At 37.9% G+C, this 17,092-nt stretch carries 13 protein-coding genes and 2 pseudogenes; 7 read left to right on the top strand and 8 right to left on the bottom strand.

Annotated elements, in window-relative coordinates:
• Positions 1 to 23 precede the first annotated feature (23 nt).
• Both Q9Q86_RS05435 and Q9Q86_RS05430 read right to left on the bottom strand, forming a co-directional pair.
• Positions 24 to 1,019, bottom strand: coding sequence for a DUF1852 domain-containing protein (locus Q9Q86_RS05435; protein ID WP_004954402.1), 996 nt, complete (start codon positions 1,017 to 1,019; stop codon positions 24 to 26).
• Positions 1,020 to 1,408: 389 nt separating this feature from the next.
• A pseudogene (locus Q9Q86_RS05430) lies at positions 1,409 to 1,864 on the bottom strand (TonB-dependent receptor domain-containing protein); the annotation flags it as partial.
• 55 nt (positions 1,865 to 1,919) lie between these two features.
• Between Q9Q86_RS05430 and Q9Q86_RS05425 the strand changes: the two are divergent.
• The gene (locus Q9Q86_RS05425; protein ID WP_142028625.1) at positions 1,920 to 2,948 is read left to right on the top strand and encodes an IS701-like element ISAba11 family transposase; all 1,029 of its coding nucleotides are present in this window, start codon (positions 1,920 to 1,922) and stop codon (positions 2,946 to 2,948) included.
• A 16-nt stretch (positions 2,949 to 2,964) separates the two neighbouring features.
• Here Q9Q86_RS05425 and Q9Q86_RS05420 read toward each other — a convergent pair.
• Positions 2,965 to 4,719 (bottom strand): annotated as a pseudogene (locus Q9Q86_RS05420) (TonB-dependent siderophore receptor); the annotation flags it as partial.
• A 218-nt stretch (positions 4,720 to 4,937) separates the two neighbouring features.
• Between Q9Q86_RS05420 and Q9Q86_RS05415 the strand changes: the two are divergent.
• From Q9Q86_RS05415 to Q9Q86_RS05395, 5 genes are all read left to right on the top strand, one after another.
• On the top strand, positions 4,938 to 5,369 hold the full coding sequence (locus tag Q9Q86_RS05415) for an SRPBCC family protein (RefSeq protein WP_004911109.1): 432 nt from the start codon (positions 4,938 to 4,940) through the stop codon (positions 5,367 to 5,369).
• Positions 5,370 to 5,544: 175 nt separating this feature from the next.
• Positions 5,545 to 6,426 carry a LysR family transcriptional regulator gene (locus Q9Q86_RS05410; RefSeq protein ID WP_099948671.1) on the top strand — a complete coding sequence of 294 codons (882 nt, stop codon included), beginning with the start codon at positions 5,545 to 5,547 and terminating at the stop codon, positions 6,424 to 6,426.
• A 230-nt stretch (positions 6,427 to 6,656) separates the two neighbouring features.
• Positions 6,657 to 7,361, top strand: coding sequence for a CoA transferase subunit A (locus tag Q9Q86_RS05405; RefSeq protein ID WP_112986501.1), 705 nt, complete (start codon positions 6,657 to 6,659; stop codon positions 7,359 to 7,361).
• Between the two features lies 1 nt (position 7,362).
• Positions 7,363 to 8,010: a CoA transferase subunit B gene (locus Q9Q86_RS05400; RefSeq protein ID WP_112986502.1), complete on the top strand. Its 648-nt coding sequence runs from the start codon at positions 7,363 to 7,365 to the stop codon at positions 8,008 to 8,010.
• 76 nt (positions 8,011 to 8,086) lie between these two features.
• Complete coding sequence (locus Q9Q86_RS05395) at positions 8,087 to 9,259, top strand: thiolase family protein (protein ID WP_112986503.1); 1,173 nt, start codon at positions 8,087 to 8,089, stop codon at positions 9,257 to 9,259.
• Positions 9,260 to 9,571: 312 nt separating this feature from the next.
• Here Q9Q86_RS05395 and Q9Q86_RS05390 read toward each other — a convergent pair whose 3' ends face one another.
• The 5 genes from Q9Q86_RS05390 to Q9Q86_RS05370 all read right to left on the bottom strand — a co-directional run bounded on the left by Q9Q86_RS05390 (position 9,572) and on the right by Q9Q86_RS05370 (position 15,770).
• Positions 9,572 to 10,918: an MFS transporter gene (locus tag Q9Q86_RS05390; protein WP_112986504.1), complete on the bottom strand. Its 1,347-nt coding sequence runs from the start codon at positions 10,916 to 10,918 to the stop codon at positions 9,572 to 9,574.
• Between the two features lie 95 nt (positions 10,919 to 11,013).
• Positions 11,014 to 12,300 (bottom strand): DcaP family trimeric outer membrane transporter, encoded by a 1,287-nt coding sequence (locus Q9Q86_RS05385; RefSeq protein WP_112986524.1) that lies wholly within the window; start codon positions 12,298 to 12,300, stop codon positions 11,014 to 11,016.
• Positions 12,301 to 12,583: 283 nt separating this feature from the next.
• Positions 12,584 to 13,285 carry a class I SAM-dependent methyltransferase gene (locus tag Q9Q86_RS05380; protein WP_112986505.1) on the bottom strand — a complete coding sequence of 234 codons (702 nt, stop codon included), beginning with the start codon at positions 13,283 to 13,285 and terminating at the stop codon, positions 12,584 to 12,586.
• 64 nt (positions 13,286 to 13,349) lie between these two features.
• Positions 13,350 to 15,044, bottom strand: coding sequence for an AMP-binding protein (locus Q9Q86_RS05375; RefSeq protein ID WP_112986506.1), 1,695 nt, complete (start codon positions 15,042 to 15,044; stop codon positions 13,350 to 13,352).
• A 108-nt stretch (positions 15,045 to 15,152) separates the two neighbouring features.
• Positions 15,153 to 15,770 carry a TetR/AcrR family transcriptional regulator gene (locus tag Q9Q86_RS05370; RefSeq protein ID WP_112986507.1) on the bottom strand — a complete coding sequence of 206 codons (618 nt, stop codon included), beginning with the start codon at positions 15,768 to 15,770 and terminating at the stop codon, positions 15,153 to 15,155.
• A gap of 145 nt (positions 15,771 to 15,915) precedes the next feature.
• On the opposite strand from Q9Q86_RS05370, the gene Q9Q86_RS05365 reads away from it, so the two are divergent.
• On the top strand, positions 15,916 to 17,088 hold the full coding sequence (locus Q9Q86_RS05365) for an isovaleryl-CoA dehydrogenase (protein WP_004911138.1): 1,173 nt from the start codon (positions 15,916 to 15,918) through the stop codon (positions 17,086 to 17,088).
• The last annotated feature ends 4 nt before the right edge of the window (positions 17,089 to 17,092 follow it).

Here is a 17,092-nt window from a genome sequence, read left to right as displayed (position 1 = left end):
AATCAGTAATCTTCTATATCGGTTTACACAGCAGCATAATTTTGTTCGGTGTAGTTCTCAGCCCACTGTTCGAGAATCTCTCGATATGGTTTGATAAATTGCTCTTCAGTGAATTTGCCTTGTTTTACAGCTAACTGACTACGCTCTTCACGGTCGTATACGATTTGCGTTAAAGAGTAATCTTGGTATTTCAAACTTGGTTGATAGCATTTGCCAGCTACAGAGTTAGCATTGTAAATTTCAGGTCGGTAAATCTTTTGGAATGTTTCCATTGTGCTGATTGCACTAATGAGTTCTAGGTTGCTGTAATCACTTAGCAAATCACCTGAAAAATAAAAAGCTAATGGCGCTACACTGTTAGCAGGCATGAAATAACGTACTTTTAATCCCATTTTCTTGAAGTATTCATCAGTTAGAGAATATTCATCTTGTTGATATTCAACGCCCAATACAGGATGTACATTTGCAGTTTGATAATATGTTTTTGTGCTCGACACACTCAGGCATATCACAGGTGCTTTATCAAAATTCGCTTTATATGCCGCTGAGTTGATTAGGTGTTTAAAAAGCTTGCCGTGTAATACACCAAAGTTATCTGGCGCACTAAATTTTGCTTGATTTTTACTGTGTTCTAATAATAAGACACTAAAATCATAATCACGCACATAAGATGAAAAACTATTACCTACCATGCCATCAATACGCTTATTTGTCTGATGATCAACAATTGTTGTTTTTAACATTTCAATAACTGGAAATGCATGACCATTACCTTCGATATCCATATTTGCTGAAATAATATCGATTTCAACTGAATAACGATCCGCTTTTGGATTATCCCAATGTGCTAAGTCATTGAAACGATTATTGATCATTTGTAAGGTTTTACGTAGATTTTCTTGACGGCTCTCACCTCTTGCTAAATTTGCAAAGTTAGTTGTAAGACGTGTACTTTCTGAAGGATGATAGTTTTCATCAAAACGAATACTTTTAATAGAACATGTAAATTTTTTACTCATTGTACTACTACCCTAATCTCTAAGATAAAACCTGAATTTCTGTATGAAATAATTTATACATGAATGTTCACATGAGTAAAAATGATTTAATCTAACCAAAAGATGAATAAAATTCATAGTTGTGTGTTTTTATGGGTTTCAGTGCTCTAACCTGAATGAGCTTCATCATGAGCTGAAAAACTATCAGGATATTGATTGAATTATTGCTATAAGGGTGTGTATGTAATTAGGAAATATTCTTTAGATGATGACATACAATGTTTCGTTTCTATTTTTTGTTTACAACGATATAAAAATTTGAATTTTATTAATCGAATAACAGAATTCCATATAAAAAAGACGATCTAATTTTAAGTCAGACCGTCTTTATTTATATCAGTGAATTGGATTTAGAAATTCACCGACCAAGAAAATTGTGCGGTGCGTGGAGCGCCTAGGAACAAATAATCATCCCCAAAGAAGCTTCCCGCATCTCTCCAATATTTTTTATTAAATAAATTATCAATATTGAATCTTAACGTGTTTTCATAGCCATTAGCTTTAAAGTTATAAGCTGCACCAGCATTAAAAACTGTGTAGCTTGGAACTTTTACGCTGCCTATTTTATTGGCATATTTACTTGAACTGTATTGTGTACCAGCCAGTAGTCTTAAGCCTTCTACTTGTGGCAATTGATACGATAAATAAGTTGCAAAGCGTACTTTAGGAACATTCTGAGTTTGATGGCCTTGATATTCAGCGACATCGATCTCTTTTAAGCGTGAACGAGTCAGCGCCAAAGTCGAGACCATATCTAAATTCTGTGCCAAACGTCCTTGCAAACCAAGTTCTAAACCTAAGTTATTAGGACTTACGCATTGACAGATTCAAAAAAGTATTAAAATGCTTTATAAAGTATCTGTGATTAGACGAATTAAACATGCTTCTACAGCAACCTGTACTCTACCCATTTATATGGGCTTTCTCATGACAGAACCGAACTCTATTAGCTGCACACAACTTGCCGAGACTTATAACATCTCGCATGATAGTGTAAATCGCTTTCTAGAGCGTGAAGACTACACACCTCACGACCTATATCAAGAATCAATTCAACATATTGATAATAATAAACTTATAGTCAGTATTGATGATACTGTTTTAGATAAACCATATAGTCAGCATATGGACTTAGTTAGCTATTTTTGGTCAGGCAAACACCACCGATCCGTCAAGGGTATTAATCTCATTACCTTGTATGCGACAGATCAAAATGGTCAAAATATTCCAATTAATTTCCGAATTTATGACAAATCTGAAAGTAAAACCAAGAATGATTACTTTATGGATATGTTAAGTGAAGTACTCAGTTGGGGTGCAAAGATTCAATTTATTACAGGTGATAGTTGGTATTCATCGACTGGAAATCTAAAAACCATAAGAAAATATGGTATTCGATTTATGTTTGGTATCGACTGTAACCGTAAGGTTTCCCCAGAAAAAGGACAATGGTTTCAACTGCGTTTATTGCCAGATTTTCATCAGGGTCAAGTGGTCTGGCTCAAAGATTTTGGCTTTGTACAATTATTTAAGACTCAGTTAAAAGAACAGCAGAGGTTTTATATTGTGCATCAAGATGAAGATGATTTATTGTCCTTTGAGGGTTTTCATGAATTACATTCAAGTCATTGGAAAATAGAGCAATATCACCGAGTGATTAAACAGGTTTGTCATATTGAAAAGTTTCAAGTAAGACGATCTAAACTGATTTTGAATCATATTTTTGCAGCCTTGATGGCCTACGTCGAGATACAAAAGAACCAGTTTGAGCGGATCTTTGAAAATGTATATCGTTGGCAGAAGAAATTATTTAGACCAATCATCAAAGACTTCATTGATGACTTTATTCTCGATAAAAATCATCTCCTACCACAGAGAATCTATAAATAATAGTGCGTAAGTCCTAGTTATGTTGTTTACCATCTGTTAAGTAATAGTTATCAGCATTCGTATATTGATGATCTTGTTCTAGATCAAATATTGCTGCTGTAAATAACATAGATGGTAATTGATACTTCAATCCCAGTTCATATTGGGTGGATTTGATTGGAGCAAGTGTTTCAAATGCATTACCGACAATCCCTTTTTCTTCATTACCGAAGGCATACCACGGTGCTTGTCCACCATCACTTAGACCTTTGCTAAATGATGTGTAAACCTGCGTATTTTCCCAAGGTTGGTACATCAGTGCAAATTGTGGCAAGAATCGGTTTAAATCTGTATCACGAATCTTATTCGCTGCCGCATCATAAGCTTTCTCATCTAAAGAAAGGATTTTTCCACCCATATGAACTGACCATGCGTCATTGAAACGGATTTGGTCTAGTAGATTTAATGCGGTTTGCTGACTATCAAGGGACTTATAGCGATTGCCTAGAGCTACATCTGTAGGCTTATAGTCCACAGTATTGTTATAGATGTTGCCCGTACCAACGAGTTGATTGATTGCATCATATTGAGCACGTCGTTTATAGGTATGAGATAACTCGACATTTAAGCTATGCTGCCATGTCCCTGTTGCGAACTTGCCGTTTAATCCTGTTTTAAATTGATTTGTTAAATAACTATCATCTGGACTACGGAAATCATAAATATCGTAGTTACCTTTTTGATCAAAGGTATTGCCTAAACCTGTAAATTCACAAATCTCACTATAACAACCCCACGGGAATGCTGAATAGTCATCAACGACTACACGGCTTTGTGAAGCGGATAAGTTTGCTGTCCAATCATCATTGAGACGATGCGTATATTTTAAACTCGTATTCAGACTTTCATTAGTAACGGGTTTACTCCAACTTTGATAACCCAGTAAACGATCCCATTCCACATTAGTCGGTACAATTTTTCCATCTAATAATTGATAGCCTGGTACCGAGCGCTGACCTTGGCGTTGTGATTCAATATCAAACTCAAGTTTTGAATCATCAGAAATCTTCCAGTCCAAAGCAACTGAACCAAAAAGACGCTTCCCATTGGTATGCTCTACATATGGATGAATCTCTTCGTGAGCTAAATTGATTCGATAGCCAAATTGTTGATTTTCACCCACGATATCGCCGATATCTGTTGCGATACGATAACCACCCTGACTATCTGTTTCTAAGGTAACTGAACGAATATCCTTTGGACGTTTAGTCACGTAGTTAACTATTCCACCTGGTGTAGACATACCACTTTGGATTGCGCTGATACCCTTTAAGATCTCGACTTGTTCTTTATTTTCTAGCGCAACATTTTGTTCGCCTCTAAGTAAGTTGCCATTCAGTAGATAACTTGAACCTAGATTGAGCGCGAAACCACGCATAATAAAGTTTGAGTAATAGCCAATAGGCGCGTAACCATCCCCTACAGAAGCATCATTTTTTACAACGTCAGCCAGTGTTTTAGCATGCTGATCAGCAATGCGTTCGGCAGTAATCGTGCTCACTGAAGCAGGAATTTTAGCAACGGTTTGTTGATTAAAACCCGATAAATTGATTTGAGGTTGGTAGTACGCACTTTGAATGGATTGTGCTGCTAAAGTGATTGTTGGAAGTTGTGAAACAGTGTTTTCATCTTCTGCATTTGCGACGACTGAACTTAGTCCCATACACGAAAATGAACCAACGGTTAGAAGCGCTTTTTGTAAACGAGAAAATGAAAATGGATAAGTTTTCACAGTAGTTGCCTAACCCCAAAAAAGATAATGGTATAACCTGAATTTTCGAGGCTGAGTATTCACAATTTTTGATGCTTGAACAAGCGCCTTTGCTTACATATATCTGAATTTTTAGCTACTCCGATAATCCGACAAACAAAATGACCAGTTCAGCCAAACCGTGTTAGTATTTGAAAATGACAATTCATCATGTCAAATTAAAAAAGAAAGGAATTGCTATGCTAAAAATGCAACAAATCAACATCACTCAAGAATTCAATGCCCCTGTCGAAAAGGTATTTGCGATCCTCAGCGAACATGAAAATTTGAATAAGCTCTTCGCTCCAGCAAAAGTGACTCGTTTGAGTGATGGTCAAGATGCACGTAATGGGGTTGGTTCAGCGCGTAAGTTATCTATACCACTCACACCTTCATTTGTTGAAACAAATTTAGTCTATAGAGAAAATGAATTGATTGAATACGCGATTACCAGTGGTATTGCACCAATTAAAGCGCATCGCGGCGTAATGAAGTTTACCGATTTGGGAAATAATCGTAGTCGTTTGGACTATACGATTAGCTTTAAGGGTCGTGTGCCTTTTATTGGGCCAATTATCAAATTGGCATTACAAAATGGTGTGAGCCGTGGACTTAAAAAACTAAAAGTATAAGTTTTAGAGAAACTTCGTATTCTCTAATTTTAATCTTAACTCCCATAATCTATGATTGTGGGAGTTTTTATTTGCTGTATAGATCAACTTTTCTTTGAAAATTAATTTCTAAAATAACATTCAGCTTATTTTTACGATAAATTAGATCTATTCAATAATTTACTTAGGAAAAGCGATGACTCTTAAGCAGCTAAAGGCATTTTTAGCACTTGCGCGTACTTTAAATTATGCCAATGCTTCGCTGGAACTGCACTTAAGTCAGTCTGCTTTAAGTCTAAGTATAAAAAGTTTAGAAGATGAACTCGGCGGTAAGTTGTTTAATCGAAATACACGTCGTGTTGAACTGACTCAAGAAGGTAAATCTCTCATTCCCTACGCAAAAAAACTATTGGCAAATTGGGATGAAATGGAAAATGACGTTAAACAACGCTTTAAATTAAATCGCGGCACACTTAGTATCGCCTCGATGCCCTTTTTTACCCATGCGATCTTGCCTGATGTGATTCATTCTTTTTTATCTGAGCATCCAAACCTTAATTTTTCGATCCATGATATTCCAAATGAAACCATTATTGAAAAAGTTCAAGATGGTATCTTTGAGTTAGGCATTTGTTTTGAACCAGAACTGACCGAAGGCTTAGAGTTTGTGCCTTTGTTTGATGAAGACTTTCTCGCCTTGCTTCCTAAAAATCATCCCTTAGCAGATAAAGCACGTATTTCGTGGCAACAATTGTTTTCCAATCCTTTTATTACCCTACAAAAGCCATCAATTGTTCGTCACCTAGTCGAGCAAAACTGTTTGCGCAACAATATGACTTTGGATTTGAAAATTGAGTGTCATCAGATTTCTTCGTTATCTAGTTTTGTTGCACATGGTATTGGGGTAAGCGCGATTCCTCGTCATTTTGCCAAGCATATAGACTTAACAGAGAATGTATTACTCGAACTGGAAGATGGAACCATCCACAAAACGGTTGGTATCATCTATAAAAAGAATTTTGAAATATCACATATTTCGGCACAATTTATTGAGTCGTTGATAAGGTATAAATTTTAAATAACTCATTATTGCAATTGGTCTTATATTTTTCACTTGTAAATAAATATATTTATTATTAATAATTTCAATAATTTATAATCTTAAGTCTATTGTTTTTTTAGATTAAAATCTGTCCAAATAAATCAATTTATTAATTAAACTCATTAATCCTTAAGAAAAATCAACTTCTATCTACCTAGTCCTAATGCTAAAACTAAATCACTAAGGGACGATAGGACAATAATAGAGTGAATAAGGTATATGCCAGTGCTGAGGCAGCAATCAAAGATGTGGTTGCTAATAACCAAACCCTTGCCGTGGGCGGTTTTGGGTTATGTGGAATTCCTGAGCAGCTCATTGTGGCGGTTAAAGAAAGTGGTGTAACAGGTCTGACTTGTATTTCAAATAATGCGGGTGTGGATGATTTTGGCCTAGGTATTTTATTGCATACTAAACAGATCAAAAAAATGATCTCATCTTATGTGGGTGAAAATAAAGAATTCGAACGTCAATATCTAAATGGTGAGCTTGAAGTTGAATTAACTCCACAAGGAACATTAGCGGAAAAATTACGCGCTGGTGGTGCTGGTATTCCAGCTTTTTATACGAAAACTGGTGTAGGAACTCTGATTGCTGAAGGCAAAGAAGAACGTAATTTTCATGGTAAAAAATACATTTTAGAAGAATCGCTTACTGCTGATGTTTCTCTTATTAAAGCTTACAAGGCAGATAAAGCTGGAAATTTAATATTCCGTAAGACGGCTCAGAACTTTAATCCTGAATGTGCAATGGCTGGGAAAATCACCATTGCTGAAGTGGAACAAATCGTTGAGATTGGTGAATTAGATCCAGATGAAATCCATTTACCAGGGATTTATGTGAATCGCATTATTTTAAATGCATTACCTGAAAAACGTATCGAACAAAAAACTTTAAGCATGGAGGCAGTTTAAAATGGCTTGGTCACGTAATGAAATGGCACAGCGTGCTGCACAAGAACTCGAAGATGGCTTCTATGTGAACTTAGGTATTGGTCTACCTACCCTTGTTGCCAACTATATTCCAAAAAACATGAATGTATGGTTGCAGTCTGAAAATGGATTGCTTGGTATCGGCGCATTTCCTACTGAAGAAACGCTAGACGCGGATTTAATCAATGCTGGAAAGCAAACGATTACTGCACGTGCAGGTGCGGCATTTTTCTCAAGTTCAGAATCTTTCGCAATGATCCGTGGCGGTCATGTCAATATTGCGATTTTAGGCGCTATGGAAGTTTCTGAACAAGGCGACTTAGCCAATTGGATGATTCCAGGTAAGAAAGTCAAAGGTATGGGCGGTGCAATGGACTTGGTTGCAGGTGTTCAAAAAGTTGTGGTTCTGATGGAACACTGTGCGAAAGATGGTACACCTAAAATTGTGAAAAACTGTAGCTTACCACTGACAGGTCAAGCCGTTGTTCATCGTGTGATAACGGATTTAGGTGTCATGGATATTACGTCTGAAGGTGTTGAACTGATTGAACTCGCAAAAGATGTGACGCTTGAACAAATTCGGGCAGTAACAGGTGTGCCGCTAACTTTTGATAAATCTTTAGTGGCATAAATGAGATGAGATATTCTGCTCTAGTCTGTTGAACTGGAGCAATTATATGACAACATACATTTAAAGAGATATAAAAATGAGTTCTATTGTTATTGTGTCAGGTAGTCGTACCGCGATGGGCGGTTTTCAAGGTAGCCTTTCTAGTTTAACTGCTCCAGAATTAGGTGCTGCTGTAATCCGTGAGTCTATCCAGCGCGCTGGTATTGCACCAGAGCAAGTCAATGAAGTGATTTTTGGTTGTGTATTGAGTGCTGGCATTGGTCAAGGTCCTGCTCGTCAAGCAATGCGTAAAGCTGGAGTTCCAGATCATGTTGGTGCTGTGACCATCAATAAACTATGTGGTTCTGCGATGAAAGCAGTATTGATGGCATCAGATGCTTTAAAAGCTGGTAGTGCAAATATTGTGGTTGCGGGCGGTATGGAATCAATGACCAATGCACCATATATCCTACCTAAAGCACGTGGTGGCTATCGTATGGGACATGGTGAAATCAAAGATCATATGTTCTTGGATGGTTTAGAAGATGCTGAAACGGGTCGTTTAATGGGTTCATTTGCTCAGGATATGGCAAATACCAAGGGCTTCACCCGTGAGCAAATGGATAACTTTGCGATTTCTTCACTCAAAAAAGCTCAAACAGCGATTACAGAAGGATATTTCAAAGATGAAATCGTCTCTGTAGAAGTTAAAACACGTAAAGGTGTTGAGGTGATTGACCAAGATGAGCAACCTCTGAAAGCAAATCTTGATAAAATTCCGACACTACGCCCTGCTTTTAGCAAAGACGGTACGATTACGGCAGCCAATTCGAGTTCGATTTCGGATGGTGCTGCGGCTTTGGTACTTTCTACAGAAGATTATGCACAAGCAAATGATTTAAATGTCTTGGCTAAGATTGTAGCTACTTCGAGTCATTCGCAACATCCAAGTGAGTTTACGATTGCTCCAATTAGTGCGATTCAAAAAGTACTTGATCGTGCTGGCTGGTCAGTTGAGGATGTCGATGCATGGGAAATCAATGAAGCTTTCGCGATGGTGGCTATGGCTCCGATTCATGAGTTAGGTATTGATGAAGCTAAAGTCAATATTCACGGTGGCGCATGTGCTTTAGGTCATCCGATTGGTGCGACAGGTTCACGTATTATTCTTTCATTGATCTATGCATTAAAACGTCTAGGCAAGAAGAAAGGCGTCGCTGCATTATGTATTGGTGGCGGTGAAGCAACAGCTGTTGCAATTGAAATCTAAATTATCAAATATCAATAAAGCATCTCAATCGAGATGCTTTTTTTTGCATAAAAATGATGTGTGGAAAAGGTTTGATCTAATTTAGATTCATTTTTCTTTCTAGATTGAATGAAAAAACAAATACCAGTCTCATGTAAATCTAGGTGTTTTGATGAATTAAGGGTAGTCAGGAATTGAGCCAATTCACCTCTATTCTTATCCTTTTGATTTTAGGTTCTGTCTGAAATAAAAAAGCACATCAGCCTATCTGATGTACTTTTCATGTTTTAAAGAAGGATCAAGTCATATTAAGTTAAGCATTACTTGATTCGGTCAAGCTAGTTTTACTTCTTCTACTTGTTGTTGTTCATCATCAAATTTATGACGTTTCAAACTCAATATCGCGCAAATTGCTAACATTGCAGGGACAGAAATCATCACAAAATTCATGGTATGCGGTAAGTTCAAGGTTAATAACAAGCCTGTTAAAATTGGACCGACAATCGCACCAATTCGACCTATACCAGAAGCACAACCAATTCCAGTCGAGCGAACACTTAATGGATAGTATTGCGCAACATAGCTATAAAGAAGGATTGAAGTACCAATCGTCGCTGCGCCAGCAACAGTTACTAAACCATATAAAACATAAGCTGGAGAGTTAAATCCTAAGCCGATCAGTGCCACTACACCTGCCATCAGCATTCCCATAGTCACAGGTTTCAAATGGAATTTGTCTGAGAGAATGCCACCACCAATCGAACCAATCATTGCACCAACATTCAAAGCAAATAAGAATAAGATACTCTTGCCGAGTGAATAACCTGCTGCAAGCATAAGTTTTGGTAACCAACTGCTTAGTGCGTAAACCATTAATAAGTACATAAAGAACAATACCCAAAACATAAGCGTATTGAATGCACGTCCTTGTTGAAATAAGCCTTTTACAGAACTACCTGTTGGAACATTATCTTCATTTAACACTAAACGCGTATTAATACTGATGCTTTGTTCAGGTGAAATTTTTTGAATGATGCTATGTGCTTGATCAGTTTTGCCAGTTTTAACCAAAAAGGTTAAAGATTCAGGTAGGAATTTCCAGATAACAGGTAATAAAATTAAAGGAATACCAGCAATCAAGAACATGATTTGCCAACCTTGACTCTCAACTAAATAACTTCCGATAAGCGCAGATAGAATTCCACCGATCGCATAACCACTAAACATCGTGCCAACTAAAGTACTGCGAATACGTTTAGGTGCGTACTCTGATGTGAGTGCGACGAGATTTGGCATAACCCCGCCTATCCCTAAACCTGCTAAAAAGCGTAAAATACCAAATTCAAAAGGATTAGATGCAAATGCACCTAAAAAAGTAAAACCGCTAAAGAAGGTCACACAGATTAAAATTACATTTTTTCGTCCGATTTTATCTGCCAAAGCACCGAATAACATGGCTCCAAACATCATCCCGCACAAAGCCGTACTGGCGAGCATGCCTGCTTGTACAGAAGTGAGAGACCACTCCTGCATAAGTAAAGGTAGAACAACGCCATAAATGACGAGATCGTAACCATCAAAAATAATAATCAATAAGCACCAAAGTAAAATACTCCAGTGAAAAGGTGTAAATTTTGCTTGATCAATTACTGCATTTACATTAACCGTAGATGTTGTCATTCTGCATCTCCTCAATGAGATAAATTCCTAATCATTATTTAAAACGACATAATGCACCTTAAAGAAAAATATTATTATTCAAGGCTTTATTGGTATTAAAAGTCATAACTCGCCATCATATTGATGCGGTTATCCGTCCCTGTGCGACCATCAAAGGTTTCACGTTCACCGTAGACATATTCCATCCCTAAGGTAATTGGCTTGTAAGGGTTGTACATGCCATTGATCCAGCCTTGCCATAGTTCTTTATTTTGAGCTGTGTTGTCTTTATTGATTCGTGCAAATGCATTGTTGTCTTTGGCTTTCATATAGCCATAACCTAATGTTGAACGAAACTGAGAGTTAAATTGATGAGTAATCCCTGTTGAAATTGAATCAAACTCATTGCTTTGAATATGTTTTTGATCATCAATTGCATAACTGCTATTGGTCCACATCAGGAAGCGTCCGTCGCCTTTGATATGGTTATAGTCTGCTTTGAGAAAAGTTTTTGGTGTTAACTGATATTTTCCACCGATGCCGACACCCCAAGCCCATTCTTCATCTTGACTAGTTTTCTTTTCAGCGACAAAACTACGTCCTGAAAGCATAGAGCCATTGGCAAACTTATGATTTACACGTCCAACAAAGGCAGGTAAACGCATTTCATTATCAGGATCAGAGCTTGCTGTATATTTAGGATCTTCTACTGCTAGAGCAAAGCTGGTATTTGCCGTAATATTGTCACTATAACGAACCAATGGTGAGCGTTGTAATGCTCCGCCTACATAGGTCGCAGCATCAATCGTTTCTGGATAATATTCAGGTGCGATAAATGTGGACCATGTCTGACCTAATAACCATTTATCAAAGGTTAAATAGGCATGACGGATACGGAATTGATCGCGTGATGCGCTACCAAAGAAGTCCATTTCTAATTTTCCACCGACATCGCCCATAGCAGTCGGTGTTTTAAAATTTAGACCTATCCGAGAAACACTTGCAGTGCTATGCAAACGATCTTTTTGTTGCGCTTCTTCAGCTGTCCCTTCTAATGGTACACCGCTAATGTTGTTGTACATCGTAGATGCGCCTTTGGCTTGATAAGATGCATCCGCACGCAAATAACCATATAAATTAACCTCTGCACCAGATTTGGTGAGTGATAATTTCGGCGTTGTTGTTTGAACAGGTTCAGATGTCTGTGCAACCATGACCTGAGTAGTGGGCTGAGCAGGCGGAGTTTGCTGGACATAATTTTGCAGCATTGCACGCAACTCTTTTACTTCTTGACGAAGTTGTTCTATTTCTGCATTTTCTGAGCCTGCATAACTTCCAGACATGGCAGTGAGTACAGATAGTGCTAAAACACTTTGTTGAACCGTTAAGATGAATCTTTTCATTAAAATCAATTTCCTTGTTTCATGAACTTTACTTTTCAAGTTCATGTTTTGTTTGCGTTGTATCCTTTGCAGTACTTGATGACTGCATCGCATTTCTTGATTTAAAACCTAATGTTCTGATTTTATTTGGTTTTACCTCCTTTCATTGTTTTGTTTAACGCTTTATTTAGACAAAAAGAACCTCACAATAACTATAAAAGTCACTGTTAATTGAACATTTGGTAAAAATAAAAGCTAAATTATTCTTCTAATCATTTATTCCATTATGAATGAGTCCCTTGGGTTATGAGGCTTGAGCAAACTCGGCAATTTCTGCCTTTTTCGCAATCAAACCCTGATACATTAAGATTTGACTATATGAGTGCACGTCTTCAAAACCAATGCCTTGAAGTCGTTGCTGATATTCACTGAATGAAATAGTGAAAAAGTCATTTTCCATGCGATCAAACATTTTTTGGCATTGCAATTCAGTTAAACCTTGAGCCATACATAAATAACGTAAAGCTTGTAGATGCTGAGGATTGCTGCAAGGCATCAAATCATAGGTCAATAGCAGTCCACTATTTTTCAAACAACGATGAATACTGCTGTAGAAGTCAGTTTTTTGTTCATCTGCTATAAAGTGCGCGACTAAAATAGAAAGTGCAGCATCAAAACCAGCACCTTCAGTTAAAGCAAAGTGATCACCATGTACAAATTGTACCTGTGCAGACTTCCCCATTTGTTTGACACGTATTTCTGCTTTTTCAAGCATAGCTAAGGAAGGATCAAGGGCAGTAAATTTCCAATCAGGATGTCTATTTAGCAGATATTCCAACTCATAACCTGTTCCACATCCAACAATAAGTATGTGTGCAGTTGGTTGAAGTACAGACTGTAAAATGGCATCCACTTGTTGATGAATGATTTCATATCCAGGAATTAACTTACGGATATGCTGATCATATTCTTCAACGATCTTTGGACTATTAAAATCTTTTGCCATTCACTGTGATCCTTTGCCTTATGACTTTAAAATGCTGTTTTTTCTATGCGATGTAAAATATCATTTAGTCGAATACGTTTCCAGTTAAATTCAGTTCAGCACGCATAATTTCCTGTAACTTAAACTTCTGCGCTTTGCCTGATGCAGTCATAGGAAATTCATTAAAGAATTTTACGTAACGTGGCACTTTATTATGTGAAATGTGTTCCTTACAGAAACTACGAATGTTGTCTTCATCGGTCTGATGATGTTCATGCAAAATAATACAAGCACATAGTTCTTCACCATAACGCGTATCAGGTAGACCAATCACTTGTACGTCACAGATCGCAGGATGGGTATATAAGAAGTCTTCGATTTCTTTAGGAAAGAGATTTTCTCCACCACGAATGACGACATCTTTGATGCGACCTTTGATTTTGACAAAGCCTTCAGCATCCATCTCCGCAATGTCACCTGTATGCATCCAACCAGCAGCATCAATTACTTCACGGATTTTTTCTTCTTCACCCCAATAGCCTGCCATTACCGAGTAACCTCTGACGCATAGCTCGCCTAAGGTTCCTTGTGGTACGAGTTGCCCTTCAGGATCGACGATTTTGATTTCGACATGTGGATGAACATGCCCAACCGTACTAACGCGTTTATCAATGGTGTCACTCACGGAGCTTTGTACGCTGACTGGCGAAGTCTCAGTCATGCCATAACAAATCGTGATTTCTGACATATGCATACGATCAATCACACGCTGCATAATTTCACGTGGGCATGGGCTTCCCGCCATGATCCCTGTACGTAAACTAGATAAGTCAAATTCATTAAATTGTTCATGCTCTAAAGTGGCGATGAACATGGTTGGTACGCCGTATACTGCCGTACAACGTTCGTTGTGAATTGTCTTTAGTGTTTCTAATGGATTAAATACAGCTGATGGATACACCATAGTAGAACCATGTGTGATACAAGCTAGATTTCCCATGACCATACCGAAACAGTGGAATAAAGGCACAGAGATGCATACTTTATCTTGTGGCGTTAAACGAATACCCTCTCCTACAAAATAACCATTATTCAGAATGTTATGATGGGTGAGCATTGTGCCTTTCGGATTACCAGTCGTTCCTGATGTAAATTGAATATTAATGGTTTCATCAAATTGCAATTGCTGCGTAGCCAATTGTAATTGATCGAGTTGTTCTTGAGTTGGAGGAATGACTAGATCACTGAAACGATGAATCCCTGTATGCTGTTTTTCATCAATTTTGATCACAAACTTTAAGAAAGGCAGACGTTCTGAATGAATAATTTTGTCTGTACAGAAAACAATTTCTGGTGCAATTCGCGTCAAAAGTTCTTGATAATCAGCCGTTTTGAATTGTGAGGCGATGATCAATCCTTTGCAGGAAACTTTATTCAATACATACTCTAACTCATGGCTTTTGTAGGCAGGATTTAAGTTCACTAGGATAATCCCTGCTTTAAAAGCAGCAAATTGAGTGATCGTCCATTCCACGCAGTTTGGTGACCAGATGCCTAGTCGATCGCCTTTCTTTAAACCGAGTTTGAGCAAACTACAGGCAAAAGCATTCACTTCATCTTGTAGTTGTTTATAGGTCAACCGTCTGTTCTGATGTGAGCTTACAATCGCTTCTTGATCAGCATATTGCTGACAAGCTTGATCAAATTTTTCTCCAATCGTCATCCCCAATAAGGGTTGTGCACTTGGTCCAGAGGCATAGCTTAACCGTTGTTGTTGCATTGAATCATTCTCCTTGATTCTTTCTAATTCTGTTCTGATTTCATCTCATTGTTATTACTGCAACTATTCTTCAAACTGCCTTGTTTTGATTTTTATTGTTGTTTATGCCTATTTTTTCCTCACGGCATCCACACAAAAATCAGCAATCTGCTTTGAAAAATAGTCTTTGTGTTGCTGATCAAACTTTGTATTTTGAGCTGGGTCTAGAGGTTCTACGACTACAAAAGTCATCGCGCCAACCACACAAAGTGCGGTGGTATTTAAATCCTCTAACACAAACTCGCCACTTGCATTTCCATCTGCGAGTATTTTTATAATACTTTGTTTAATCAACTGCTTAACACGAAAACGCTCATGCTCTACCAATGAATCAACAGGTTCAAACATGAGTGAATATGCAAGCTGAGGGCTGTTTAGTGCCCTTTTTACAAAGGTTGTTACCGCTTTATGTAACCTCTGTTCCGCCGTTAGATCACTTTCCGTAATCGCATCAATCACTAAAAGTTCGGTATTGATCGCTTCTGACAGAACTTCAATAAGTACCTGACTTTTATTGTCAAAGTAGCGATAAACCAACCCACTTGAAACACCTGCTTGCTCAGCAATTGTTTGTATCTGTGCGTCTTTAAACCCTCCTTCTGAAATCAATTTTCTGGCTGAACTCAAAATCGACTTACGATTTTGTTCCATCCGTTCTTGCATTAAAGATGATCGTTTATAACTCATGAAATTTATTCTCTAACAAATAAAGTGAATTGTAAATCATTTTATGAATCTCTATTCACTTTTTTAAAAATTCATTGTATGGTACTTCCTAAGCACAAACAAGAATGCTTATGGAACAACAAATATAACCAATAGGATGAACACAATGAACCTACGTAGCTTGAATTTTGGTCTGGATGAAACATTGATTGCCCTTCAAGATTCAGTTGCCGCATTTTGTGCAAAAGAAATTGCACCAATTGCTCAGCAAGTAGATCAAGACAATAAATTCCCGAGCCATCTATGGAAAAAGTTCGGTGATATGGGCTTATTAGGCCTAACGGTTTCTGAAGAATACGGCGGTACCAACCTTGGTTATCTTGCTCATATTATTGTTATGCAAGAAATTTCGCGTGCTTCTGCAGCAATTGCACTTTCATACGGCGCACACTCAAACCTATGTATTAACCAAATTAATCGCAACGGTAATGAGCAACAAAAGCAGAAATATCTGCCTAAATTAATTTCTGGAGAATATGTCGGTGCCCTAGCGATGTCTGAACCGAATGCGGGTTCTGATGTAGTCAGTATGAAATTACGTGCTGAACAAAAAGGTGATCATTTCGTTTTGAATGGTTCCAAGATGTGGATTACCAATGGAGGTGATGCTGATGTCCTAGTGGTATACGCAAAAACTGATCCACATGCAGGCGCAAAAGGCATGACCGCTTTTTTAATTGAAAAGGACATGAAAGGTTTTAGTCATGGTCATCACTTAGACAAACTTGGTATGCGTGGCTCAAATACCTATCCATTGTTTTTTGACAATGTAGAAGTACCTGTTGAAAACGTGTTGGGTGGTGTCGGTAACGGCGCTAAAGTCCTGATGAGTGGCTTGGACTATGAGCGTGCAGTTCTTAGCGCAGGTCCACTTGGCATTATGGATGCCTGCATGGATGTCGTGATTCCGTATTTACATCAACGTGAACAATTTGGACAAGCTTTAGGTGAATTCCAATTAATGCAAGGCAAACTTGCTGATATGTATTCAACTTGGCTGGCTTGTAAAGCGCTTGTATATGCCGTTGGTACAGCGTGTGATAAAGCAGATCATGACCGTAGCTTACGTAAAGATGCAGCCAGTGCCATTTTATATGCAGCAGAAAAAGCGACATGGATGGCGGGTGAAGCGATTCAAACTTTAGGTGGCAATGGCTATATCAATGAATTCCCTACGGGGCGTTTATGGCGTGATGCAAAACTTTATGAAATTGGTGCAGGCACATCTGAAATTCGTCGTATGTTGATCGGACGTGAATTGTTTAATGAAACCAAATAATAAC

It is taken from the genome of Acinetobacter sp. A22, from assembly GCF_030913345.1.
Lineage (GTDB): Bacteria > Pseudomonadota > Gammaproteobacteria > Pseudomonadales > Moraxellaceae > Acinetobacter > Acinetobacter junii.
Note: the sequence above shows the minus strand (reverse complement) of the source record. Positions and strands in the feature narration are given on the sequence as shown.